The organism is Achromobacter sp. 2789STDY5608621, from assembly GCF_001299375.1.
GTDB lineage: Bacteria > Pseudomonadota > Gammaproteobacteria > Burkholderiales > Burkholderiaceae_B > Achromobacter > Achromobacter insuavis.
Genome location: NZ_CYTU01000018.1, coordinates 39,950 through 65,181 on the forward strand (window position 1 = coordinate 39,950; position 25,232 = coordinate 65,181).

Consider the following 25,232-nt stretch of genomic DNA (forward strand, 5'->3'; position numbering starts at 1 on the left):
CACTGAACAACCTGCGAAGTCTTCTTCAATATGCACCACCGGCGCACATTGAAGAAAACTCCACGTGTGTGGAGTTTCCGGGGTTGGCTAGGACTCAGTTGTCATCCGTGCCAGTTCGAACGCCATCGGCCGAAGCCTCGGGTTCAACGTACTGATAAACCATCACGCCATCAACTTTCGCCATGTGGATCTTCAGTAAGCGGCCCTTGAGGACCACCCCTGTTTGACCGGCACGGGTGCCGCTCGTGATCTTGTAGGTGTCGATGTACGGATCGCCGATGGTCACGGACGCCAGGACCTTGCGGCTGGAGTCGTTCGCGGCTTCTTGAAGCTTTTCGCTCATGACCTTGATGGCGTCTTTGCCGACGACCTTTACGTCGCAATTGAGCCAGGTGAGTGAATCCGCACTGCCTTCCTGCGCCTCACCGTGAAAGATGCTGATGCTGCACGCAAGGAACGGAGCACCTTTCTTGGGCTTAACTTCGCGAACACGACGAACATAGCCGAGGCCACGAAGATGAGCATCGAAGTACTTGGGGGTGTTTGCTTGAGCCATGACGGATCTCCTAAAGAAAAGGGGAACCGCCGCCCCATTCGGGGAGGAAAGTTCCCCGATGGGCTGAAAAGACACTCCTGGTCGCTAGGACCTGCGGTCACCGAATGGTGGAGCCAAACCGCAGTGCTACAAAAGATTCCGACATAAGCTGTCGGACGGCTTTCTAGCCGACATCTTACGTTTCGGCGATGAAGAAATCAATGGAATTTCCTGCAGCACCACACCAATTTTCGAGAGAGAGGAAAGTCCCTCACTCCGGACTCGGAGCCTTAAAGGAAAGTATGGTCGCGGGAGCTCGGCGCGGCAGCAAGTCTCGGCACGGGTCGACCGACGTCAGTTCCGCCGCCGGCACCGTTTCGACAGCGCGCACTTCGCACCCTTCGCTGTCCAGCGTCACTGTTTCGACTTCTCGGCTATCCCCACATTCAGCGAGGATTGACACGTCACCAAGACGTTCGTGTCTTGCCTGAGTTCCAGCACGGCACTTGCTTGCCCAGGGAGAAATAATGTTCATTGCGAGTTCCTTCATCGAGGTTGTTCACCTGTGGGCGGCAGTGGCCCCAGCCGGAGATCGTTATAGCCGACAGGCCGCGCTGGCACTGGCCCGCCTTGTTGTAGGACCGGAGCTGCAGCGCCGTTTTGAACCTCCGAAGCACTCCAGTCGAGGTTGGATTCAACTTCGTCGCCGTCGCCCTCGTCGCCAGAGGCGGTTGGTGGGCTTTGGACGGGTATGTGGTCGGAGTCGGACCCTGCCGCTGCGAGAACAGACGATCGAACGACATCAACGCGGCCTGCAGGCAGCAGCACGGAGAAGCGGTCCGGCCTGCCAGGTACAAAAACGTAGTTGCCTCGCACCTCGGCATCTCCCCGAGCCCCTCCTGGCAGTTCAATTGGCACCGACCGCAGCTTCGACGGCAACGGCTGGTCCAGGACCAGAATGATTTTTCCATGGTCACCAAATGCGCGTACCGCAACGTGGCCGCCGTCCGAACTGACCGTGTAGTCGAAGTCCAATCCCTCCGGCGCGACATGCAGGGCACCGGAGGTTGTCGCGCAACCAGACAGTGCGATCACCGCGACCAGGCCGAGCCCCGCAAACACCGATCGTGTCACGTACTTCGGGATTGAAAATACGGAGTTCAAGTTTATTCCTAAGCCACGGCAAAACAGGACGCTGCCACCGCAGCACCGCAACCATCATAGAGCGGCGGCAAGCTCCAAAAAAGCTCGGTAGCCCTCTTGCCAAACCGTTGAGATTGTGTGTAGGATTCCGCCCAGTATGCCCGTCAGAGCTCATCTGGCATCTTTTGCAGTGCTGCGGTTTGGCTCCACCATTCGGTGACCGCAGGTCCTAGCGACCAGGAGTGTCTTTTCAGCCCATCGGGGAACTTTCCTCCCCGAATGGGGCGGCGGTTCCCCTTTTTCATTCAGGAGAACCGACATGAGTTCAACGTTCAGCGTTGCAAGCCTTTCTATCGCCTTTGGCATCTGCGTCGGCGCCATTGTCTGGGGGGCTATTTCCCTGGCACCGCGGGCCTACGTGGCCGTGCGCGCATGCGCCCACGGCTTCACGCATAGCCGAGGCAACACCCGACGTGCGGCTATTGTCACCTCGATCGCGGTGACCGGCCTTCTCGCCGGATGTGCAAATCAGAGCGCCTCAGGCGGCGTGTACAGCTACCAGCAAGCTCAGCAGGTGCAGCAGGTCCAATCGGGGACGGTCATTTCGGCACGACCAATCACCATTCAGGCCGGCTACAACTCCGGGGCAGGCATGGCAGCAGGTTCCGCACTAGGCGGATTGGCGGGCAGCGCCATCGGAAACCACAAGGGGTCCTATGTCGCGGCAGCCATAGGCGCGCTCATCGGCGGTATCGCCGGCAATTCTGTCGAACGCAAGGTGTCCGAAGCCGCTGGCATCGAAGTCGTTGTACGACTCGATAGTGGTCAAACCCAAGCAATCGCGCAGGAGGCTGACATCCCGCTCAAGCCTGGCCAACGGGTCCAAGTCCTGAGCGGTGCCGGCGCAGTTCGCGTCATCCCGATTTAAACCCAAGCAGTGGCGCCCATTGGACGCCCTGCTCCTTCCCCTACCGGGCCCACGCCCGAACGGGCGAGTGGGCTCTTCTTCGGAGCTTGCGATGAGCAATCATTTCTTCAAAACCCTGCACAACGGCCATGCCATCACGGTCAATCTAGGCTGGGACCGCCCCATGGGCCATTTCTTCCTGGTCATACCGAAGCCGGTCGAGCTTCTTGACACTGATCCGGATGCAGACGACGACGGCGAATTCGGCGGCGACTTCCTTTATTCAAATCTTTACGAGCGAAATCCCTTTGGGTTGGACCTCGATTACTTCCGCGGAGTCTTGCATCGACTCGGCATTACCCTTCCCGAGAGCATGTACGTCGAGGTGCTTGCGGATCGTCGCAATAACGTGGGCAACCGCCTCGTCACACACCAGGCGGATGGCACGTTCTCCGAACATCCGATCTAAGACTGCTGTTCTCATTGACCCATCGGGGCCTCCCGATTGGGGGGCCTCCCTCTTAAAGGCCCAACTATGCCTCACCACTCAAACCGAGAAAGAATGACAAACGTTGAGTGCGTCACGGACTTAATGGAGTTCTCCTCCTATGGCCCGCTCGCTCAAATGTTTGTCGTAGACGCGCTCCTCAAGCACGCGACGAGCGTCGCGAAGTTCAGCGACGAAGATCTCCAAAACTGGCCTGAGAATCATCTCATCCACCCCCATTCATGGAGAGGTGTTGCGCAAGAAATCAAAACGAAACTTGAGCAGCACCTCAACCCCGACGCATCTTCGGAAGTGACGTAAAAATTCTGGAAACTGCCACAGGAACCGCGAATTCGTAGGGCCTGACGCAATCCAGTCCATCCCTCGCGCGGGTTTGCATTCCCGCGCAGCCCCTCTCATTCATCTTGGCCCCTAAGGGGCCGCTTTTTTTTCTGGAGCAACACCATGATCAAGATCCCCGGCACGCTGGAGGTCAAGACGATTCGAGGCGGCAACGGCGACTTCAATGTCGGTGAGCTGCAAACCGCAATCGGTGAATTCAAAATCAAGGACAAGATCTTGGAGCAGTTTCAGTCGGGCTCCTACCCCGGCGAGTTTCTAATCTCGAAGATCTATCCGCACTCATACACGTGGTACGGGAAGATCACAATTGAGATTCGCGCCATGCTCGCGGACGTGATGCTAGACAGCGACGACCCTGGCGACTCGGAGATTGCCACTCAGGCGACCGAGCCCGATCCAGCGGATGAAGAACGCAGTTCCCCATCGATCGCTACGCAGAGCGAGGCCGCAACTCCAAAGGTCTTGTCGGCGGAAGAGGCCCCTCCTCCTCCCGCAGCGAGCGCTCCACTTGCGACCGCCGAGCAGCCCACGGCGTCAAGCGTGCCCTTCGAGGACAGCGAGCTCTTGGAAGTCTTCGGCGCTGAGCTTACGGAGCTGATCAAAGCCCGGCAGCCAGTAAAGCTAGATCCGTCGGTCGACCGCGCGCTGTTCCGGTCGCAGCGCGATTGGCTCGGGAAGCGACTCAACTACAGCTTCCGTGCTGCATCTCAAACCTGGCACGTCAAATAACACCAATCCCTCGATGCGCAGGTCCGGCTTCAGCCGGCCCGCGCTTCAAACCTCCACTACAGGCAGAACCCCATGGCACTTATCTTTCCTAGGCTCGCGCAGAACTTCATTCGCAACGGCTATTTTCCAACCGACGAGGAGACACTGAAGCGAGTTTGCTCCGCCCTTGAGCTGCTCGATCCTGATGCGGGGGCAAGGCTCTATGACCCCTGCTGCGGAGAAGGAAGCGCCCTTAACTGGGTGGCTTCCGCTCTGGACGCGTTTCATGCCTCAAAGTCCACAGTGACGTATGGCGTCGAATTTGACCGGAGCCGCGCCTGGCACGCAAAGGAGCTCCTCTCGTCAGCACTTCACGCTGATGTCCACGATGTGTTTGTATCAGCGCGGTCTATGAGCCTCCTGTTCTTAAATCCCCCTTATGGAGCCGTGGTGGCCGACAAGGGGCACACTGGCGACCGGCACTATGACCGCTTGGAAAAGGTCTTCTACCAGGCCGCGGTGCCATCGCTCGCTTTCGGCGGCGTGCTGGTCTTGATCGTCCCACACTATGTGATGGACAAGCAATTTGCGACCATGATCTCCCGGAACTTTGAAGGGGTGCGGGCCCACTTGGCGCCTGAGCAGGAGTTTCGGCAGCTTGTCGTCTTCGGTGTAAAGAGGCGTTCCGACTCACCTGACCCCAATGTTGTGAAAAGGTTGGTCGAAATTGGGCAAGGAGCACTTCCGTCCGAGCTACCCGCTGAATGGACCACTGCACCCTATCTTGTGCCGCACGTTGCCGGTCAGCTCGCATTTCTGTCCACGAAAATCGACGCCGAACAGTTACGTGACGAGCTTCAACGCATAGCACCTTCGACTTTATGGCCGCAGCTCGGACGCTTCTTTTCGACCGGTGAAGTCACTCATCGACGCCCGCTCTGCAACCTCTCTGACTGGCATCTTGCGCTTGCGCTCGCGGCCGGACAGATAAGTGGCGTAGTGGAGGGCGACGACGGGACCAAGCTGCTTATCCGGGGAGACACGATCAAGGTCAAAGTCCAGGAAGTTCAGCTTGAAGAAGCCAGCAATGGCGATGTTCGCACCACGATCGTGATGCGCGACAAGTTCGTACCGACCATCGTCGGAATCGACTTCACGCCAGGAGCGCGCTTGGGCCGTCTGGTCAACATCCGGTGACTCAAGCCTTATTGAAACAGCCCCTCGCGTTCGCGAGGGCGCTGCCCTAAGCGTATCTCCATGCACTTAGGCCAGCGTTCCACGAAGCCCAGCGTTACTGGGCCGCCGCCGGCGTAACCGGCATCCTTTTGGTTCGGCTCCATGGGCTTTTGCCCAGGCCAAGGTCCTCCAGACCTGGAGTGTTTTCTTAACCCTTGCGGGCAACCTCCCGCAGGGTGCCCGCTGTCGCTTGGATATGACCAATGACAACGCCCTCAAATTTCATCGTAACTTTCGAAGTCGCGTATCGGCATCTCATAAAGGTCGGCGTAGAAGCGCCGAACGATCTAGCCGCATTGCAGCAAGCCGAAGCGGCTTTCGGGAATGCCACACTATGGGCAGAAGATTCCCCGCAAAAACTCCTTCATGATGACTTCCATGAGGATGGGGAATGCGTGAACCGATACGTTACCTATTTGGGAAGCGCCCCGCTTCCGTCTCCGGGCGCAAGCGTTCAGGAATTTGAGCTCCATTCGAGGGCCCGAAGCCTTCTTCAGTTCTGCCGCATGGTTTCTGATGCCGCACCTTCATTAACCGAGCAAGTCGTCGATCTCGACCGCCTGCTTGAGGTAAGGCTGTCTGCACGCTCGATTCAGCAGATTCGCGAGCTGTTGCCGTACTTGGCTTCTATCGAGCTCGCATCCTAACTGTGACCCGTTGCGATTGATCTAAATTCTGGAGCGCATCTATGATGTTCCGCATTCGCGAACTGCAAGATCTATTTGTAGACGCCTGCGTGAGGTTTCCTAACGGAGACCTTGCTTTTCTGTCGTTCTATGGCCGTGATGGGTCCGCGCAGCAGCTCTTCGCATCGCTGCAACTTGGCGTTCAAGAGGGAGGCCTGCGTCAATTGACACTGATGACGACCTCATCAGCCGTTGAAACCGTAGTCTCTGTCGGAGATGTGAAGCGGCTCGAAAAGCATTCGGGCAGACTGCCTAAGCAAACTCTCTTCGGCGGGCTCCTGCACTGCTGGATCTATGACCCCGCATTGTTGAAGCCGTCCCGAGCTACGCGTAGTGGCTGGGTGCTACGCGACGTTGGTGGCGACGAGCCACCGGGCGCTGCTGCAGACCTGGTATGGGACCTGATCAAGCAGGTCTCTGACGTCCCACTTTTGGATCACTGGCGGGACTTCCTTTTAGGAGAACTAAGCACAGACCTACTGGCCGACTTGAATGATGAGGCCTGCCGGCCTGTCGGGAGGATTAGTCCCACTTTCGTACGTCTTCCCACGGACTTTTCGAGGCGAATTTCTTCTTACGTCCGCAATGGACATCTGACACTTCACCCTAGCGCTTAACAGCGTCTTCTCTTCCCTTCCGGGACACCATCCCGGAAGGGGAGTTGGTGTCTCTCAATCCCCTTTTCTTGGAGCACCATTATGAACGCGATCGTTGACGACGAAGTTGTCGCATTGGAAGAAGCCCAGCTTGATGAAACCGATCACATCCCCCTTCCGGAGTTCATCAGCAAATTTGGCGCTGGCCTGTTGCAGGCCGTCCGAGCGCAGAACCCCCCTATATTTGACGAAGCCCACCGCCCCGACTGGGACGGGATCATAGACTCTCTCTCTCGCACACCGTTCCCGGCTCAACGGCGCGTCGTGCACGCCTTGACCACGCTGCTGACGCAGCATGCGCCAGCCGGCGTCATCAACGCTGAAATGGGCACGGGAAAGACTCTTATGGGCATTCTCGTGGCCACGCTCCTCCATCACGCCGGTTTCCCGAGAACTTTAGTACTTGCACCGCCTCATTTGGTCTACAAATGGCGGCGGGAGATTCGTGCAACGGTACCGAACGCACAAGTCTGGATCCTCAACGGTCCAGACACGCTTCGGAAGCTGCTTCAGCTCAGGACCATGCGAGGTCGACCTGCTGCACCGCAGTTCTTCATCTTGGGCCGCGTTCGGATGCGGATGGGGTTCGATTGGCGCCCTGCCTTCGCAACACGGCCGGTCCTCTTCGACTCGGAACTCGGTCGCGTTTGCAGAAGTGCCGCTTGCTGCCCCCGATGCGGTCAGTTCGTGTGCGACGAGGATGGTGTACCGCTCACACCGACGCTGGCTACGGCGGCCTTGAACGAGCGGCGCACCGCGTGCAATTGCGGCGAGCGCCTTTGGACGCTCGTTCCGAAGCGTGCGACGCCCATGAGCTACCGGGACATGGTCAAAAATGCACTCGTTCAAATGCCCACGGTAGGCCCCCGCACTGCGGACGGCTTGCTTTCTCGCTTCGGCGAGGAAATGCTCGGCGACATGCTGCAGGACAACGTCTACGAGTTCATCAACTTGATGGACGATGAAGGCGACTTAGTCTTTTCAGATCGCCAGGCCAAGCGCATGGAACGGGCACTCGCCTATACCGAAGTGTCTTTCGGACAAGGCGGATTCCAACCGACTGAGTTCATCAAACGGTATCTTCCGCAAGGCTACTTTGGCTTGCTCATTGCAGACGAGGGTCACGAGTACAAGAACGAAGGTTCGGCTCAAGGCCAGGCGATGGGCGTGCTCGCGCGCAAGTGCTCAAAGGCGTTGGCATTGACCGGAACGCTGATGGGAGGCTACGCGGACGACCTATACCATCTCCTCTATCGCCTCCACCCGCGGATGATGATAGAGGACGGGTATAACTTCAACTCAAAGGGGTCGATGGCATCTGCGACGATGGCATTCATGCGTGAACACGGCGTCCTCATCGACATCCACAAGGAATCGAACTCGGGATCTCATCGAACGGCAAAGGGGGATAAGAGGACCATCTCCACCGTCAAAGGTCCGGGCTTTGGTCCGAAGGGGATCATGCGGTATGTGGTCCCATACACGGCGTTCTTGAAGCTGTCTCAGCTCGGTCAGGACGTGCTGCCGCCCTATCGCGAGAGCATGGTGGAAGTCGCTATGTCGCCCGACATGGAGGCGGCGTATCACTATCTGGAGCGCACGCTGGTTGACGAGTTGCGGCGGGCACTGCGTGCTGGTGACAAGTCGCTCATGGGAGTTGTTCTGAATGCACTTCTCGCTTGGCCAGAATGCTGCTTTCGGGCTGAGACGGTTCGGCATCCTCATACCAAGTCGCTGCTTGCTAGCCTTCCAGCGCTGTACGGCAACCAGGATGCGTCGCCTAAAGAGAACGCATTGCTGGAGCGCGTGCGACGGGAGACTGCAAAAGGCCGTCGTACGCTCGTTTACACGACGTACACGGGCACACGCGACACATCGGCCAGGCTAAAGGCACTCTTTGACCAGGCCGGCGTGCGCAGTGCCGTGCTTCGTTCCAGTGTGGCCGCGGAAAAGCGGGAGGACTGGGTAATGGAGCAAGTCGACCGAGGGATCGATGCGTTGATCTGCAACCCGGAGTTGGTCAAGACAGGCCTGGATATGTTGGAGTTTCCGACCATCTTGTTCATGCAGACCGGCTACAACGTCTACACACTGCAGCAGGCCGCAAGGCGTAGTTGGCGGATCGGGCAGACGCGAGACGTGGACGTGGATTTTCTTGGCTATCAGGGCACCGCCCAGATGCGCTGCCTGCAGCTCATGGCTCAGAAGATTGCAGTCTCTCAATCCACATCTGGCGATATGCCCGACTCAGGGCTCGATATCCTGAATCAGGGGGGTGACAGCATTGAAGTCGCCCTTGCGAAGCAGTTGGTTAACTGACTTCGGTGCTTTCTCTCAGGACAGGCTACCCCACACCCGGGGTGGCCTTTTTTTTTGCAAGATGTAGCGCTACGCGCGCCGCCGCTCGCCAAGGACGTCCAGACACGCCCTTAGAACTCGCGCCGGCTCGATAGAGTTGATTTCGTCCGTTCCGTTGTCCGGAACCACATCCCGCGTGTACCTTCGCGCCCAGAACCATTCTGGATTCGGCTCATTGAAGATTCCGACATATGGAACGCACAGGCCTTGGGCGATATGCGACGGACCACAATCATTCGATACGACCAGGCGGGCATTGCGCATGAGCGCGGCGAGCTCTGCTGGCGGCCGACAGAACTCAATCTTGAAGTCGCTTCGGCCTAGGTATGCAATGTGCTCCCGCATTCTTCCTTCGTCGGGACCCAGAACGAAGGTGAACCCTGCAGATCCGGCGAAATGGTTTTGAAGAAGATCCGAGAGCGCCACGTAGTGGTCCAACGCCCATCGCTTGAAATCTCCGGCGCCACCGCCCGGTATGAAAACGATATCGGCCGGTGTGACCTTCCCGACGTGCGGCTTGGAGATCTCCAGAAATGCCTGACGCGCAGTTCGCTCAGGCTCATGCCCCTGATGCGTCGCGAGCAGGCGCAGATTTGCAAGCCCAATGTACTCATTGATGTCTTTTCGATGACTGTGGGTCCATACGCGATCGCCCAGCCGGCCATTCTCGAATCCCATGCGCAGCGCTGGCCGCCGAATAAGGTTAATCAGCGAGTAGCGCTCGCTAGAATGGTGAAGACTTAAGGAAGCGTGAGCTCGGCGTGGCAGCGCGCGCACTTGCGCCGCGAACGCATCCGCTTGGACGAATTCGTCCACCCACGGCAGGCTCGTGTAAAAGTGGCCAACTGCGTACCGGGACACTACACGGACGCGCTTTTCACGCCAAAATTTCTTCAGAAGGCTTAGCGCTGGAAAAGCTACGATTTGATCGCCGAACCTCGGCTGGCTCCTGACAAAAACCACAACATCAGACATAAACCGGACACCTAAACAAGTAGGCGGGGATTTATGGTCGTTTTCGGCACGACGCCGGCAATTTATCACGAGGCTGCACCGTGGCCTATAGGCTGTGCTGGCGCGAAGCGCTGCCAACAAAAAGCCCCCTTTCGGGGGCTGTTTGCAGCGAGCGCGCTTGTCGCGAGACGTCAGATCGCAGCGCTAGCGCCTGGGCTCGCCGCCGCGCGGATGCGCTCAACCTTCTGCAGCTCAGCGATGCCCGCGTCAAAAGCCGCGAGCAGTGTGCGCCGCGGCTTGCAGTCGTCGTAGCCGCGCACGACGATGGAACGCGCTTCGGTGAGCATCGCCAGGCGCTCCATGTCCGAATCGCCGCACACTGCGATCGGCCCTCCATAGTAGATATCGTCCAAGGCCCGCCCCTGCTCATCCCGGTGTTCCAATGGCCACCAATTGTCCAATTCGGAACGGGCAGCGCCCAGCTTCGAGTGGACTCGGCTGGAAAACCCGATGGCCGACAGGCCTCGCATTAGAGGGGCAAGTTGTAGATGTAGCTCAATTGGCATCGCTTTGGCCGGGCGCCAGCGCGACGGGATACCGGTTTGGCCACCATACGGCACCGCGCCGTTGTATTCGCCGTAAGACGGCCCCGGCCGCCGCCGGCGCGGCTTTGCATCCGCTTCGCGTTGAGGACTGACAAAATCGTCATTGCACCTGCCCGTCTCGTGTGGCCACGGGTGGGGCTCCACGACGGGGCGCAGATTGGCCAACGCGTCAGCAACACGCTGCAGCAGGGCGCCGTCCAGGCCAATCAGGAGAGGAATGCACTCGCCGGCGTAGTAGATGCCCTCCCACTTGGGCACCACCATTTTGCAGCCATTACTCTGCAGCCAGTGGGCGCGCTTGGCCTCCATGCGCTTGACCTCAGCCGCATACGGCTCGTCCAGGCACACATAGCTCCCGCTCACAGGGTCGAACCAGTCCGAGTTATGGTCTCTGCCGGGCATGCCGTTCAGCACGCTAGCGATGGCGTCGAACTTCTTGGTCGATACTGGTTGCAGGCCTGTCGCTTCCATGAAGCGCAAGCTGCGCTCCGCCTTCAGTAGAAGGTCCCGAGCCGCCTCTTGGTTGTCCACATTGGTCCGGTGTTCCAGATGATCGACGTATTCCATCCGGAAGCCGTAGAGCCCACGCGCGTGGCCGACGCGGTGCTTGGCCACGATTTCGGGCAATGGACGAGAGAGGTGCACACATAGCAGTTCTCGGCCATGCCTCAGCCCATTGGGCGTCTGATCGTCCTTGCGCGGACGCCGGGTGAACCAGTGCACGGAGATGTAGACGGGAAACCCGCGCGGTGCACTTGCGACGGGAAGCTGGCGCTTCGCGTGCACGAAGTTCTCGTAGCCAGCCTGGCGACTGGCAAGATTGAGAGCGTCTGTGTGGGTGATGTTTTGCTCGCGGCTAATTTTCTTGGCGAGCTGCTTGATGCCGTTCACTGAGAGCGGCTTAATGCTGGCGGTATTCATGCGCTTCGATCCTTAAGGCCCCGTTTACAGAGTCACCGTCGCTCTGAAAGGCCGGAAGGAAGGCATCGGCCAATAGAAGATCAAAGCACTGCTCTAGGAGCTTCGGAAGACGGCGTCCTGCGCGTGCCAGCGCAGATCGACTTTACTCCTCACGAATCGTTGAAGTCAATCAGGCCTGGCAGCGGGTGCGCTGGGACGGGGCACCTGTCGGCCAACCGGTAGAATCAGCTCCGTTCCTGTGTGGAGTTCCACACTTGCCGCCTACCGTGGCGCCATGCCTTTGCGTAGCTTACCGGGCCCCTCCAGCAGTTCACGAACCATCAGCTCCTGTTCAGCCACGCAAGGTTCCGCCGCGAGCGCTTCCCACCATTCATCGTAGACAGGGGCTAGAACGCCGGAAGGGCGTTTGAACCTCGCTCGACAACTGCTTCGTTCGCAGCACAAACGAGCGGTACCGCTTGACCTCCAGCAGCAGGGCGAGCACGTCTGCGTCGGAGATCTTGCCATCAGAGCCACGATGACGGTCCTGAATAGCGCGGAGCTCAGCGAGGGATAAAGGAGATCTGAACGGCATAGGCGAATACTGTATGTTTGCACAGTAAACCTATGTCGTCCTATCCCGCTAGCTAGAGCTGCGCCCTCTCTTGACGGGCCTGCACGGCAGCGGCCACAGCTTTGGCGGTGACTCGACACCGACTTGCCCTTACGTCTATTAGTCGCTATAGTGAAATTACGGCTCTAAGTCGCGTCTATTAGACGCATCCGATCGGAGCAAGACATGAACCAGAATCTCAGCCTGGCGGACACCATGAGGCCCACGTCGGAAGACCTCAAGAAATTGCGGGGGAAAACTCGCCGCACGCAAGCGCAAACGGCGGCCATTCTTGGCGTTGGCCTACGCCAAGTGCAACGTTGGGAGGCAGGTGAGCAGTCGATGCCGCCGGCAACGTGGCGCTTTTTACAGATGTGTGGCCACCGTTTGCCCTCGGACTTCCTCATCCCGGAAGATGGCGCCACCCGATCTTGGGATCTCGACAGCGACACGATACGGGACACCATTGAGCAAGGTGATTTCGTCCACCTACAGCCTGTCGTTGGCCCGATGATCCAAGCCCGAGTGTGGCTGGACCGCGTGCATGACGGCCTGATCGACGAGGAGTCGTATGGCGGCTTTGTTATCGGATTCCCAGGGCACCCCGAAGCAGGCCAAGAATTCGGTGGCTTCTACATCGGCGAACGCATCACCTTCGCTAAGCGGAACGCCGTCCATGTGGAACAGCGCACACATACCACTGCAAGCGCGTCTAACCAGAAAATGTGACCAGATGAGGCATACTCGCCGCCTCGCACAACTCAAAACACGGAAAGAAAAATGGGGGCCAACTGGAACGAAGGAATGATGCGCTGGGCACCATATGTTGACGCCGAAGGCCGGTCCTTTCCGCTCAACCACTTGCATCCTTTCCGATACCAGTTGGAAACGACTGACGGCCGGACGGTAGAAATCCGTGTAGCTTTCGCGATGCACTGCTTCACGCACGGAAATGAGGTTACCGAGCATGCCCCGGATCTGTACCAGGATGAGCGCGAGGTCCGCAGGTTTTGCCATGACCGCTATGCTTTGTCCCCGCGCTTACCGCTCATTGTTCGCGAGCTGGCCAAACGCAAATGCGGCTATGCCAAGCATGAGAACTACGTCACCATCGACGTGGAGACCGCCGAAGGCTCTACCGGAAGCTATGGTGTCTTCTTCAACGTGCGGAGAATCAAGGACGCCGACGGTCTCGCAGTGCTCCTGACCATCCAGAGCGCCTACGAGCTGGACGCGGGAAAACAGCCGCCAATCCACGGCTCCATCAAGTTCACGCGTTTGATCGAACTGACGCTTGACGGAATCAAGCCGCGCCCGCCTCGAAAATAGTATGACCGGAAAAAGCGAAGGCCCCCGAAGGGGCCCCGTAGTCTGGCGTTCTGTTGCCTCCGCTTTTGGCGGAACCGCTTGCGCGGCAGTCAACGCTTTTGCCCGAAGGCTCACCAGCTATTGCGTTAGGGCTATTGTTGCTCAAATTTGAGCATCGCGCAACCCATCCTTCCCAGCCAGACCGGGTACGACGAAGAATTTGCCTCTGTACGTATCACTGTATATGTAACCAGTATCAACATTGGCGGAAATACAGCCTCTCAGGATCCACCGTCAAAAATTCCTCCTCTACCGCGCATGCCCGCGCCGCCATCGCTTGGGGCCGATAATCCCATTCCGGCTTTCCTGCGTCGTCAAATTCGACGATCGCAAAAGACCCGGCGGGCGCGAGGCCCCGCCCTTTTGGCCAATGCTCGATGATCGTGCTCAGGGCAGCCGCATTGGCAAGCACTTCCTCTCGAACAGGCTTGCGTTGCCACCACTTCCTTGCGGGCATGAGGTGCTGCAGCCCGACGTCGTCGTGCAACTGCACGATAGCTGCTTCGCGCACCTCTTCGATGGCATTCGTCACCGATGTCCCGTGATAGTCGTAAAGCTGCGCACAGACGATTACCAGGCTGTCATGTCGCACCCTGGCACGCAAAAAGCACGTGCCAACAGACATCAGGCCGGGGTATTGGAACCTGGGATACTCCTTGTCGATGCCCTGAAACTGCGAATTTCCGTCCATCCCTACATCTCCCTATATCCTGCTCCTATCGGAGACACGCCGGACCATGCGCGCGCCCTGAAGGAACAACGGCAAGATTCATGGGAAATTAAAGGACAACCTTGACCCGCCTGCCACTCACGCCCGCTAGTTCAGGTACGCGGACAGCCGGTAATTGGGGCTAATTCACCAACGGAGCTTGAAAAGGGGACTCGGATTGGATGTCGAAACCACTAAGGTTAGTGACTTTTTCGCCCTGCTAAAGGCTACATACATCTTGGACTTGGCGTACAGGGTCGATGTGAACTGCCCCTTGTCGCAGGCCATCAGCATCGCGTGGTCGCACTCCAGGCCCTTCGCCTTGTGAATGCTGCTGAGCACCTTTGGGGGTAATGACGGATGGGAATGGGAGCGCATACGCGACACCTCCGCAAATCCTTCGTCCGGATCTGCAAACTGACCAATGCGCACGGCATCCCGCAGTTCGGACCAGTGATCAATCTTCACTGTGTCAAAGCCTGCGGCGTTTTCCTTCACCAGCGCAGCAATTTTTGCGAGCGCGTTCGACACGCCCGTATGTGAGGGACTATTCAGGAGACATCGTGCGACCGCTTGGATGTTGGCCGGCTTTCCGGTGGTGGAGCGCGCCGCGCCGGTGCGAACTTCCTGCAAAAGTCGGTCACCGTGGCTGGACGAGCTGAATCCCGCTGCGACGCTGCCCATGAAAGTGATGACACCCTGCGCCAGTGCTTCCGGATCACCATGACCTGCGCGCAGTGTCTGTACGAGCGCCCCTAGCGCATTACGCGTATGACCTTCCCAAATTGGTACTGTACGAAACCAGAACGCCCGAAGTGCCGACACCAAGTCGTTCTGCGATGCGAGAATCATAAGCTGTGAGCTGCTTTTCAGCACCTTGTCGATCGGTGCTCTATGCTCCTTGGACAGTTTGTAGCCCGTACGCATCTGAGCCGTGTTGTTTCCGACAAGCACCCTAACTGATGGAGGCAGCGCTCCAGTCAGGTCTATTGGAATTCCGCGTTCCAAGCTCTCCCGCGCCTCGATGACCCAAGCCCCCAACAGAGGACAACCGGTCTGCCAGCGGTGGGGCGTGATCAGCTTCTCGCCTGCTCCCTGCGCCTTCAAAGCGTCCCAGCGGGCACGATCCTCGCGCGCGGCTTTGTCGGTCTTGGCGCCGTAAATCCGCTGCATGGGATCACCAAAGATCCGGACAACTGCTCCAGCAGACAGCAAGGACATGACAACACTGTGCTGATCGACACTCGTGTCCTGGTGCTCATCGCACACGATGACTGGATAGCGTTGGGCCAGTGCACGAGCCACCATTGGCTGATGCCGCAGAAATCCTGCGACCTTGGTTGCCATGATTTCAAAGCCTCGCCCGCCGTCCTGCCAAGCCCAGGAGGTCAGATCGCGTGGAAGACCAAGTGGCTCATGGTAAGCCAGTGCGATCTGCGCTATCAAGGCATCGATGGTCTTGATCTCGACGCGCGCCCCTGCCTTCTTCGTGCGTTCTGCGAAGACAGAGCACGCGGCGTGGGTGTGCGTCAGGATGAGCAAGCGGCCATCACCGATCGCCCCAACCACCTCCTGCGCGTACGCGGCGGCTTGGTATGTCTTGCCGCAGCCCGCCGCAGCTTCAATGATCACCAGCCGCTCGGGTGAGCGGAGAAGATTGGCAACGGCGTGGTCGCTCATAGATCGAGCTCTTGCAGAGCCTTGTGACCCACGGCTGTCAATACCGCGTTGATCAATGGAAGCAATTGCGGCTCTATTTTCTTCCAAGCGCCTAACGCGACCATTTTTTGGGCCAACTCTTGGCCACCGACAGTGGACTTGAACCATTGCTGGGAGTGCTTCTTCCAAGCCTTTTCTTGACCTGCAGGCGCACCATCCTTACTGCCGCTGGCGGCCGCTATTATCAAAGTACGCCACGTCTTTCCCGATGCTTTCAGCGCCGCATCTATCGTCTCCACGCTCTTGTCTTGAAGTCCGAGGCGCTCCGCCAAAGTCCGGAGTCGATAGCCATCCACCTCGCCTTCTGCATCCCTCAGCAGTGCGAGGAGATTTTCTTCAGGGACGGCCCCGATCACATGGTCCTCGGTGCAGCCCTTGGGCCACTGGTGCAATCGTCCTTTGAGCTTGTCCTTCAGCTTCTTCCACCGCTCTGGTGCGGTACCTTCGTCGTCAGCCAGGCCGGCAAATAGCAAACCGGAAGACGCGAGCGTCTCCAACAGATCCAAGGTCGCACCGTTTCCCTGACCATCGCAGACTCGCACCCCGTAATCAAGCGGGTTGCCCTTAAAGGCCCTCTCTAATAGATACTGCAAAAAGCCGACTTCGGTGGGTCCTTCTGCGATGACGGCCACACGCGCCAGGAATGTTTCAGGATCGCGCTTCTGCTGCGGCCCGATCTTGTCCCGAGGCAGCGCACCGATGGAGCCCGCGCTGTCCAGATACCAGAGGTGCGCGTCCTCGGCACACGAAATGGCGATAGGGCTATGCGTCGTGAGGAAAATCTGCCCGTGTTGGCCGGCCAGGATCTTGATGAGCTTGCGCAGACGGTACGGCTCAAGCCCGCGCTCGATCTCATCGATGAGCGTAATGCTAGCTTCCTTGTCCGTTGACGATGCGATTTCGAGCGCGGACATACGTCTGGTGCCAGCCCCCCAACTACTCAGAGGCAACGCCACGTCATTCTCGGTCGCCACTAGTCCGATGAGCGCGCCGATGGACAACCCCTGGCTGGTCGTGAGACCGAGTTTCAAATTGCTGGGAAGCGCGGCACCGGCCATACGCGCATCCAGCGATTCGATCGCCTTCTTACCCTTGTCATTGAGCGAATCGTGCAAATCGAGCCCTGCTACCTCCTTGCCGATGCGGGCCCGCAATGCGCTATCGGCCAACAACCGATCCAGCGCCGAGCCATAGACAAGCCGCAGATCGCGATCATTGCGCTCATCAGCACTCATTCGAACCGAGCCGATACGCCGGCGAACGGCTGACGAAAAATGGGCCAATTCTTCGTTGGGTTGCATGACCTCCCACGCGAGTTCCAATTCCGCGGTACCCCGTACCCGAACGCGATATACCGGCTCGCCGGGCGCGGCAAGGTCTCCTTCTTCGTCGGCTGACGGAGGTATCGCATTCTGCCCGTCCCACGCCCACGGCCAGGCGAAAGTGCTCTGCGAGCCGATCCCGGTCGTATCGGGTAGGGTCATGACGGCTTCGATGACGAACTCCTGCGCGTTGTCGCGCGCCCAGTAATCGGCCTCAGAGAGGACCGCAGTGTTCGACGGTGAAAGCAGCAATGCAATCGCTTCGAGGATGGTCGTTTTTCCGACGTCACCCCCACCCAGGATGACGTTCATTCCTTCCGCAGGCAGCCATGTTAGGGAGTGGATGCCCCTGAAGCGTTGAATAGTTAGTTTACGAATATGTGCTGTGTGGGCCATGTCATTATCAATTGCGGGCAATAAGAGCTAAGCCGGCAAGCCACTCTCTCACCTCATTCATGGAATGCGAGCTTCGAATACCCTCACAGGTTTACGATCACGCTCATTCCGCAACTGCAACAAAATGCTAAACGCACGTAGCTTAGCAGCACTCAACTCAATAAACAGTATTCGTATGAGCCGCCGTCGCGACAAGAAAAACCGAAGACCGCTTTCGGCCAGAAGCGGTCTTTGTCTGAGATATGAGCACCCTCGCCCTCGCTACCCTAGCCTGATTGCCAAGGCAGCCAGCGTCACCAGAAGCACCGGCAGCGTCAGCACAATGCCAACCTTGAAGTAATAGCCCCACGAGATCACGGTGCCTTTGCGCTCCAATACATGCAGCCAAAGCAACGTCGCCAGGCTCCCGATCGGGGTGATCTTCGGCCCCAGATCGCTACCGATCACATTGGCGTAGACCATCGCTTCCTTGACGACGCCGCTGGCCTGGCTGGCGTCGATCGACAAGGCGCCTACCAGCACCGTCGGCATGTTGTTCATGATGGACGACAGGAATGCCGCCACCAGGCCCGTACCGATCGTGGCCGTCCAGATCCCCTGCTCCGCGATCCCGCTCAGCAGATCAGCCAGGTATTGGGTCAGGCCGGCGTTGCGCAGGCCGTAAACGACCAGGTACATCCCCAACGAGAAGATCACGATCTGCCACGGCGCTTCGCGTATGACCTTGCGCGTGCTGATGATATGGCCGCGTCCTGCAACCAGCAGCAGGATTGCCGCCCCGACTGCCGCCACGGCGCTCACGGGCACGCCCAACGGCTCCAGGCCGAAAAATCCGATCAGCAGCAACACCAGGACGACCCAGCCGGCACGAAAAGTGCCCGCGTCGCGGATGGCTGCCGCAGGCGGCTTGAGCTGGCCCGCGTCGTATCGCGCGGGAATGCTCTTACGAAAATACAGCATCAGCACCGCCAAGGTCGCTGCCACCGCAACGAAATTGACAGGCACCATCACCGCGGCATAACGGTTGAAGCCGATGTCGAAGAAGTCGGCGGAAACGATATTGACCAGATTGGACACAATCAATGGCAAGCTGGCGGTGTCCGCGATAAAACCTGCCGCCATGACGAAGGCCAAGGTGGCGGCCGGGCTGAATCCCAGTGCCAGCAACATGGCCATGACGATGGGCGTCAGGATCAGCGCGGCGCCGTCGTTCGCAAACAGCGCCGCGACCGCCGCGCCCAGCAACACGATCAGCGCGAACAGCGCCCGACCGCTACCCTTGCCCCATCGCGCCACGTGCAAGGCGGCCCATTCAAAAAAGCCCGCCTCATCGAGCAACAGGCTGATGATGATGACGGCGATAAAGGTGGCGGTGGCGTTCCAGACGATATTCCACACCACCGGGATGTCACCGACGTGGACCACGCCGGCGACAAGCGCAAGGACGGCGCCCAAACTGGCGCTCCACCCGATCCCCAGGCCACGGGGCTGCCAGATCACGAGCACGAGCGTAAGAACAAAAATTGCTATTGCACCAAACATTGGGCGAACTCTTTTTTATTTGTGGATTGAAGGTTGAAGCGATAAAGGGTCATTACGTGGGTAACTACGCAAGGCTTGGCGCGGCGTCATGGTGGTGGCTGGCCAATTGCCGCAGGCGCTCGATGCCGACGGGTTCGGACTTCAGCAAGGGCACGACGGCGTATCGCTTCGCGTGTAGCTTGGCGATGCCGTCCATTTCGCGCAGTTCATTGAAAGCGCGTTGGCATAGCAAGGCCGATGTCGGTCCCGCCGCGGCGATGCTGCTATTGACCAGCCAGGCCCAGGGCTCGATGCCGGCGCGGCGCAGGTCTTCCTGAAGAATGGCGGCCTCCAACACGGGCGTGGTCTCCGCCAGGGTGACCAGCAGCACCTTGGTCTGCGTAGGGTCCTGCAATTGCATCATCGGCGTGGTGTAGTGGACATTGCTGCCCGACATCTGGCGGGCGATGTCCCGGTGATAGGCGCCGGTTGCATCCAGCAGCAGCAAAGTGTGGCCGGTGGGCGCGGTATCCATGATGACGAACTTGGTGCCGGCCTCGCGCACGATGCGGGAAAACGCGCCGAAGACGGCAATTTCCTCGGTGCATGGCGAACGCAAATCCTCTTCCAGCAAGGCCTTCCCGTGCGCGTCCAGCTTGGCGCCTTTGGTCGCCAATATGTACTGCTGGTAGCGCTCGGTTTCGACTCGCGGGTCAATGCGGCTGACCGTCAGATTGGGGAGCGTGCCTTCCAGCGTACGTGCCAGATGCGCCGCGGGATCCGACGTGGTCAGGTGCACCGCCAGGCCACGTTCCGCAAGGTTGACCGCGATCGCCGCGGCCAGCGTGGTTTTGCCCACGCCGCCCTTGCCCATCACCATGACCAGGCCGTGCCCGTCGGCGGCAATGCCATCAACCAGCGATGCCAGATCAGGGGCTTCGATCTTGGGAACGTCAACACGGTTCGGCTCGTCGGCATCAAGCGCGGCGTCGCTGAGCAGGTGGCGCAAGGCTTCCAGCCCAACGACGTTGAAGGCTTTCAAGGTGACCTGGTCCTTGGGCAAGGCCACAAGCGGTGCGGGCATGGCCTCGATGGCGGCCTGCTCTCGTGCATAGACGGCCGCGGCCAGATCGTCATGCTGGACGGCCGCGGCAGGCAGGACACCATTGATGACCAGGTGCTGCTGCAACAGCCCGATGCCCGCCAGCTCCTGGCTAGTCCGCGCGGCCTCTTCGAGCGTGGCCCGCTGCGCGCGCGTGACCAGCACCAGGCGCGTGCGTTGCGGGTCCGCCAACGCCGCGACGGCTTCGCGGTACTGGGAACGTTGCTTTTCCAGGCCGGCCAGCGGCCCCAGGCATGACGCATCGCCTTGGCCAGCATCCAGAAAGCTGCTCCAGGCTCCCGGCAACTGCAACAGGCGGATGGTATGCCCCGTGGGCGCCGTGTCGAAAATGACGTGATCGAAGTCCGACGTCAGGTTTGAGTCCGTCAGCAAAGACGTGAATTCGTCAAACGCCGCAATCTCCGTGGTGCAGGCGCCCGACAAGGATTCTTCAATGCCCCGCACCACATCGTCGGGCAAGACGCCGCGCACCGGGTTCACGATTCGGTCCCGGTACTGTTGGGCCGCGCCTTGCGGGTCAATTTCCAGCGCCGACAGGTTGCGCACGGCGGCAATCGCGGTGATGTGGTTGCCGATATCAACGCCGAATACCTGCCCCACGTTCGATGCGGGATCAGTGCTGACCAACAGCACACGCCTGCCCTGCTCCGCCAGCAAGACGGCCGCCGCGCAAGCCAGCGAGGTCTTGCCGACTCCGCCTTTGCCGGTAAAGAAGAAAAACCTGGGAGCTGCATCTAGAAATTTCATGGCCGTCCCCTTAGCAGGTGCGATTGCCGCCACAACAACCCGACTGCGGTTTGGCGTCGCCGGGGGCTTCGATACCTGTCCATCGCACGAGTTCCTCGCGCGTGGGATATCTGCCCGCCAACGCAATCTCGTTATCAACCAAGGTCAAAGGAAGCGCTTCCGCGCCCGAGCGCGTCAGAAACGCGCTCACCACCGCGTTCTGCGCAAACGCCAAGGGCTGTTGGGCCAGGTTGAGCCGTTCGATGTTTGCGCCTTGCCGCTTCGCCCAATCGATGTCGGCCGCACTCGTTACCAAAGCCTGATCCACGTCCAAGCCACACACGCCTGTGCTGCAGCACAGGGCCGGGTCAAATATCTGTATGGTTTTCATTTTGACGCTCCAAGAATTTTCGAAATATTCGTCAAAAAAAATGGCCCATCGACAGGCGTCATGAGCATTAGCACGGCATTACTCGGCCGGCTTGCTTTCACCAATCTGCTTCAACTCGCGATGAATCGCTGCCTTATCCAACGCCGCGATGGGCAGGTTGGCAAAAATATTGATGCGGGCGGAGATCTGCCGAAAGATCTTTTCGAAGACGCGGCGCTTCTCTTCATCGGTGCCCTCCGCGGCGGCAGGATCTTCAAAGCCCCAATGGGCAGAGATCGGCCGGCCTGGCCAAACCGGGCAGACTTCGCCGGCGGCGTTGTCGCACACGGTGATGATGAAATCCATCTGGGGTGCGTCCGGCGCGGCGAATTCGTCCCAGCTTTTGCTGCGCAGTTGCTCTATCGGGTAGTCCAACACTTGCACTCGTTCGATCGCGAACGGATTCACGGTGCCACCCGGATAGCTGCCCGCGCTGTACGCATGGAAGCGGCCCTTCCCCAGCGTATTGAGCAAGGCTTCCGCCATAATGCTGCGCGCCGAGTTGCCGGTGCACAAAAATAGAACGTTATAGACTTTCTCGGTCATGATGCGGACTCTTCAAGAGAGGTTGTTCACGCGCCGCGCGCGAGCGGCTGCATGTGGGGCACAAGCGGTGACGCTTGTCGGGGCACAAGGTTGGCCACCGCAGCAGTTGTCAGTCAGGTAGGCCAACAGTTCCGCCATCGACTCGAATCGAGCTTCATAGATGACAAACCTTCCTTCCTGCCGCGACGTCAACAAGCCGGCATACACCAGCTCTTTCAAGTGAAAAGAAAGCGAAGAGGGAGGGATGCCCGTCTTTTCCGATAGTTGGCCGGCAGGCAGACCTTCCGGCCCCGCCTGGACCAGCAGGCGGTAGACGGTAAGGCGCGATTCGTGTCCGATCGCGGCGAGGGCTTTGACAGCATCTTTCATTTCCATTTTTCGATTATCGTGGAATAGTGGAAGACTGTAAACCCTGATTTAGGGTCGCGGGTGATGGCTAGCCGAAGCGGCCGGTGATGTAGTCGGAAGTTTGTTCACGCTTCGGTTTGGTGAACAGGTCGTCGGTCCGGCCCATCTCGACCAGTTCGCCGGCGCACATGAACCCGGTGTAGTCAGAACAACGCGCAGCCTGTTGCATGTTGTGCGTCACGATCAGGACGGTGTAGTCCTTCTTCAGCTCGGCAATCAGCTGTTCGATCTTTGCGGTGGAGATCGGGTCCAGTGCGGAAGTCGGTTCATCCAGCAGCAACACGTCGGGGCTCAGGGCAATTGCGCGGGCGATGCATAGCCGCTGTTGCTGGCCGCCCGACAGCCCCAGCGCGTTCTGCTCCAGCTTGTCCTTGACCTCGTCCCAGAGCGCGGCGTTGCGCAATGCCGCTTCCACCCTGACGTCCATCTCGGCCTTGGGTAAGCGGTCGTAGTGCCGGATGGCGTAGGCAACGTTGTCGTAGATCGACATCGGAAACGGGACCGGCTTCTGGAACACCATCCCCACCTTGCTACGCAAGCGGTTGATCGAATACTCGGGGTCCAGAATGTTCTGGTTGTCCAGCAAGACCTCGCCGCGCGCTTCCAACCCTGGATAAATCGCGTAGATACGATTAAAGACACGCAAGAGGGTCGATTTGCCGCAGCCGGACGGGCCGATCAGCGCGGTAACGCGATTGGAAGCCAGTTCGATATTGACGTTGTTCAGCGCCTGGACACCCTTGTAATAGAAGCACAGGTCGCGAGTCACCACTTTCGGCTGCGTCGCGATGGCCGGATTGTCCAAGGTGGCGCTGCGGGCCGCAATGGCCCCGGCCGCCGAGGAGTTCAATACCGATGACGGGAAAGCAAATTCAGTCATGATTCACCTTGTTGCGTGACAAGATAGCGCGGGAGAGCAGGCTCAGGAGCAGTACGAACATCGTGACGACGAAGGCGCCGGCCCAGGCCAGCGCATGCCAGCTTTCGTAGGGGCTCATTGCATATTGGAAGATGACGGCGGGCACGCTGGCCATCGGCGCGCTCAGGTCCGCGTTCCAGTATTGGTTGTTCAACGCCGTAAAGAGCAAGGGCGCGGTTTCACCACTGATGCGCGCCAAGGCCAACAACACGCCGGTCGTGATGCCCGGCAACGCGGCCCGGAACAACACCTGAACCGTCACTTTCCATTGGGGCACCCCCAAAGCCAACGCCGCTTCGCGCATTTGGCTGGGAACCAGTTGCAGCATTTCGTCGGTGGTACGGACCACAACCGGCAGCACGATGAACGCCAACGCGATGGCGCCCGCCCAGCCGGAGAAATGCCCCATTTGCCGGACGACCAGTTCGTAGACGAACAGGCCCAACACGATGGAAGGCGCAGAAAGCAGAATGTCGTTCACGAAGCGGATCACCGCGCCGATCCGATGGCGGTTCACGTATTCTGCCAGGTACGTTCCGGCCGCAATCCCGATGGGGGTACCGAGCAGAATCGCGACCACACTCATCAACAGGCTGCCGAACAAGGCGTTGGCCAAGCCCCCATCGGCGCCCGGCGGCGGCGTCATCTTGAAGATCAGGTCCCATTTAAGCGCCGCGAAGCCCTTGGTTGCCGTGGTCCACAGGATCCAGATCAACCAGAACAGCCCAAACAGGGTCGCAGCCATCGACAGCGCTACCGACACCAGATTTCGCGCGGTACGCATGCGTTGCAGACGCAGGCCTTGCGGGGTCATTGCCTTCCCTCCTGACGATTGAGGCGGTTGAGCATCAGTTTGGCAATGGCCAGGACAACAAAGGTCACGACAAACAGCAGGAAACCCAGGGCGATCAACGACGACAGGTAGATGTCGGAGTCGGCCTCGGTGAACTCATTGGCGATGGTGGCCGCAATGGAATTGCCCGGCTCCAGCAACGAGGGCGTCAGCCGATGCGCGTTACCTAATACAAAGGTCACCGCCATGGTTTCGCCCAGCGCCCTGCCCAACCCCAGGAATACGCCGCCGATCACCGCCGAGCGCGTGTGCGGCAAGACGATGTTCCAGACGACTTCCCAGGTGGTGGAACCCAGGGCGTAGGCGGACTCTTTCAACGGGCGGGGCACCGTCAAAAACACTTCGCGCATGACGGATGTGATGAACGGCACCACCATGATGGCCAGCACGATGCCGGCCGTCAGCATGCCCATGCCCAGAGGCGGGCCGGAAAAAAGCACGCCGATGAAGGGAAGCGCGCCGATGTGTTCGTCAAGCCACGGATTGACGTATTCAGCCATCACCGGCACGAAGACGAAGAGGCCCCACATGCCGTAGATGATGGACGGGATGCCCGCCAGCAGTTCTATCGCCGACGCTACCGGCTGGCGCAGCCACTTGGGCGCGACTTCAGTCAGGTAGTACGCAATACCGAAGCTGACCGGTACCGCGATCAGCATGGCAATGAACGCCGTCACCAAGGTTCCGTAGATCGGCACCAACGCGCCAAACTTGTGATTGACCGCATCCCAATCACTGGACCAGAGAAATTCGAACCCAAAGGTGCTGAAGGCGAGCCTGCCTCCCCACAGCATGGACAGCGCGGCCCCGCTCAGCGACACCAATACAAAAATGCCGGCTACGGCAACAATGCGGCGAAAGACCTTGTCCGAAGACGCATCGCGGCGCGATCGCGACTCCTCGGCCTGGAAATCCAGCGCGGGGTTAAAACCCGGATTATTCGACATTTACGTCAACCTGTAAGAACGCAGCCAATTGGCTGTCGGTCTCGCCCGGCGGCGCCGATCCTGCAAGCGCTGCCGGGCGAGACCGACTCCTGGG

22 protein-coding genes and 1 pseudogene are annotated in these 25,232 nt (G+C 59.2%); 8 read left to right on the forward strand and 15 right to left on the reverse strand.

Annotated elements, in window-relative coordinates; genetic code table 11:
- Positions 1 to 94 precede the first annotated feature (94 nt).
- Positions 95 to 556, reverse strand: coding sequence for a DUF3577 domain-containing protein (locus AOZ53_RS17870; RefSeq protein ID WP_006226465.1), 462 nt, complete (start codon positions 554 to 556; stop codon positions 95 to 97).
- Between the two features lie 525 nt (positions 557 to 1,081).
- Positions 1,082 to 1,699: a hypothetical protein gene (locus AOZ53_RS34220; RefSeq protein ID WP_124260339.1), complete on the reverse strand. Its 618-nt coding sequence runs from the start codon at positions 1,697 to 1,699 to the stop codon at positions 1,082 to 1,084.
- Between the two features lie 298 nt (positions 1,700 to 1,997).
- Between AOZ53_RS34220 and AOZ53_RS33495 the strand changes: the two genes are divergently transcribed.
- The 6 genes and pseudogenes from AOZ53_RS33495 to AOZ53_RS17895 all read left to right on the forward strand — a co-directional run bounded on the left by AOZ53_RS33495 (position 1,998) and on the right by AOZ53_RS17895 (position 9,040).
- A complete protein-coding gene (locus AOZ53_RS33495; RefSeq protein WP_006226466.1) occupies positions 1,998 to 2,606 on the forward strand; it encodes an outer membrane lipoprotein in 609 nt (202 codons plus the stop codon).
- Positions 2,607 to 2,697: 91 nt separating this feature from the next.
- Positions 2,698 to 3,054: a hypothetical protein gene (locus AOZ53_RS17880; protein ID WP_006226467.1), complete on the forward strand. Its 357-nt coding sequence runs from the start codon at positions 2,698 to 2,700 to the stop codon at positions 3,052 to 3,054.
- Between the two features lie 483 nt (positions 3,055 to 3,537).
- Positions 3,538 to 4,164 (forward strand): DUF3275 family protein, encoded by a 627-nt coding sequence (locus AOZ53_RS17885; RefSeq protein ID WP_006226469.1) that lies wholly within the window; start codon positions 3,538 to 3,540, stop codon positions 4,162 to 4,164.
- Between the two features lie 54 nt (positions 4,165 to 4,218).
- Positions 4,219 to 5,340, forward strand: a pseudogene (locus AOZ53_RS17890) (DUF6094 domain-containing protein); the annotation flags it as partial.
- Between the two features lie 242 nt (positions 5,341 to 5,582).
- Positions 5,583 to 6,026: a hypothetical protein gene (locus AOZ53_RS33505; RefSeq protein WP_006226471.1), complete on the forward strand. Its 444-nt coding sequence runs from the start codon at positions 5,583 to 5,585 to the stop codon at positions 6,024 to 6,026.
- 737 nt (positions 6,027 to 6,763) lie between these two features.
- On the forward strand, positions 6,764 to 9,040 hold the full coding sequence (locus tag AOZ53_RS17895) for an SNF2-related protein (protein ID WP_006227458.1): 2,277 nt from the start codon (positions 6,764 to 6,766) through the stop codon (positions 9,038 to 9,040).
- 69 nt (positions 9,041 to 9,109) lie between these two features.
- Here the strand turns inward: AOZ53_RS17895 and AOZ53_RS33515 are convergent, their stop codons facing one another.
- Both AOZ53_RS33515 and AOZ53_RS17905 read right to left on the reverse strand, forming a co-directional pair.
- On the reverse strand, positions 9,110 to 10,054 hold the full coding sequence (locus AOZ53_RS33515; protein ID WP_006227457.1) for a glycosyltransferase family 9 protein: 945 nt from the start codon (positions 10,052 to 10,054) through the stop codon (positions 9,110 to 9,112).
- 170 nt (positions 10,055 to 10,224) lie between these two features.
- Positions 10,225 to 11,559: a DUF5623 domain-containing protein gene (locus tag AOZ53_RS17905; protein WP_006227456.1), complete on the reverse strand. Its 1,335-nt coding sequence runs from the start codon at positions 11,557 to 11,559 to the stop codon at positions 10,225 to 10,227.
- Positions 11,560 to 12,337: 778 nt separating this feature from the next.
- Between AOZ53_RS17905 and AOZ53_RS17910 the strand changes: the two genes are divergently transcribed.
- Both AOZ53_RS17910 and AOZ53_RS17915 read left to right on the forward strand, forming a co-directional pair.
- On the forward strand, positions 12,338 to 12,880 hold the full coding sequence (locus AOZ53_RS17910; RefSeq protein WP_054488779.1) for a helix-turn-helix domain-containing protein: 543 nt from the start codon (positions 12,338 to 12,340) through the stop codon (positions 12,878 to 12,880).
- A gap of 51 nt (positions 12,881 to 12,931) precedes the next feature.
- Entirely contained in the window at positions 12,932 to 13,480 is a 549-nt protein-coding gene (locus AOZ53_RS17915) for a hypothetical protein (protein WP_054485450.1), read from the forward strand.
- 235 nt (positions 13,481 to 13,715) lie between these two features.
- Here the strand turns inward: AOZ53_RS17915 and AOZ53_RS17920 are convergent, their stop codons facing one another.
- The 11 genes from AOZ53_RS17920 to pstC all read right to left on the reverse strand — a co-directional run bounded on the left by AOZ53_RS17920 (position 13,716) and on the right by pstC (position 25,138).
- Positions 13,716 to 14,210, reverse strand: a complete 495-nt coding sequence (locus tag AOZ53_RS17920) for a hypothetical protein (RefSeq protein ID WP_006227972.1) — start codon at positions 14,208 to 14,210, stop codon at positions 13,716 to 13,718.
- 165 nt (positions 14,211 to 14,375) lie between these two features.
- Complete coding sequence (locus tag AOZ53_RS17925) at positions 14,376 to 15,908, reverse strand: UvrD-helicase domain-containing protein (RefSeq protein ID WP_006227973.1); 1,533 nt, start codon at positions 15,906 to 15,908, stop codon at positions 14,376 to 14,378.
- Positions 15,905 to 17,581, reverse strand: a complete 1,677-nt coding sequence (locus AOZ53_RS17930; protein ID WP_223283291.1) for an ATP-dependent nuclease — start codon at positions 17,579 to 17,581, stop codon at positions 15,905 to 15,907. Before AOZ53_RS17930 ends, AOZ53_RS17925 begins: the two co-directional genes overlap by 4 nt.
- Before the next feature lie 345 nt (positions 17,582 to 17,926).
- Entirely contained in the window at positions 17,927 to 19,207 is a 1,281-nt protein-coding gene (locus AOZ53_RS17935; protein ID WP_006221942.1) for an arsenic transporter, read from the reverse strand.
- A 64-nt stretch (positions 19,208 to 19,271) separates the two neighbouring features.
- Positions 19,272 to 21,056 carry an arsenical pump-driving ATPase gene (gene arsA / locus AOZ53_RS17940; RefSeq protein ID WP_006221941.1) on the reverse strand — a complete coding sequence of 595 codons (1,785 nt, stop codon included), beginning with the start codon at positions 21,054 to 21,056 and terminating at the stop codon, positions 19,272 to 19,274.
- Between the two features lie 10 nt (positions 21,057 to 21,066).
- Positions 21,067 to 21,426: an arsenite efflux transporter metallochaperone ArsD gene (gene arsD / locus AOZ53_RS17945; protein WP_035212057.1), complete on the reverse strand. Its 360-nt coding sequence runs from the start codon at positions 21,424 to 21,426 to the stop codon at positions 21,067 to 21,069.
- A gap of 78 nt (positions 21,427 to 21,504) precedes the next feature.
- The gene (locus AOZ53_RS17950) at positions 21,505 to 22,011 is read right to left on the reverse strand and encodes an arsenate reductase ArsC (RefSeq protein WP_006221939.1); all 507 of its coding nucleotides are present in this window, start codon (positions 22,009 to 22,011) and stop codon (positions 21,505 to 21,507) included.
- Positions 22,012 to 22,023: 12 nt separating this feature from the next.
- Positions 22,024 to 22,386 carry an ArsR/SmtB family transcription factor gene (locus AOZ53_RS33525; protein WP_081247808.1) on the reverse strand — a complete coding sequence of 121 codons (363 nt, stop codon included), beginning with the start codon at positions 22,384 to 22,386 and terminating at the stop codon, positions 22,024 to 22,026.
- Positions 22,387 to 22,447: 61 nt separating this feature from the next.
- Positions 22,448 to 23,224: a phosphate ABC transporter ATP-binding protein PstB gene (gene pstB / locus AOZ53_RS17955; RefSeq protein WP_006221937.1), complete on the reverse strand. Its 777-nt coding sequence runs from the start codon at positions 23,222 to 23,224 to the stop codon at positions 22,448 to 22,450.
- Between the two features lie 67 nt (positions 23,225 to 23,291).
- Positions 23,292 to 24,152, reverse strand: a complete 861-nt coding sequence (gene pstA / locus AOZ53_RS17960; RefSeq protein ID WP_006221936.1) for a phosphate ABC transporter permease PstA — start codon at positions 24,150 to 24,152, stop codon at positions 23,292 to 23,294.
- On the reverse strand, positions 24,149 to 25,138 hold the full coding sequence (pstC, locus tag AOZ53_RS17965; RefSeq protein ID WP_006221935.1) for a phosphate ABC transporter permease subunit PstC: 990 nt from the start codon (positions 25,136 to 25,138) through the stop codon (positions 24,149 to 24,151). The genes pstA and pstC overlap by 4 nt, the downstream gene beginning before the upstream one ends.
- Between the last annotated feature and the right edge of the window lie 94 nt (positions 25,139 to 25,232).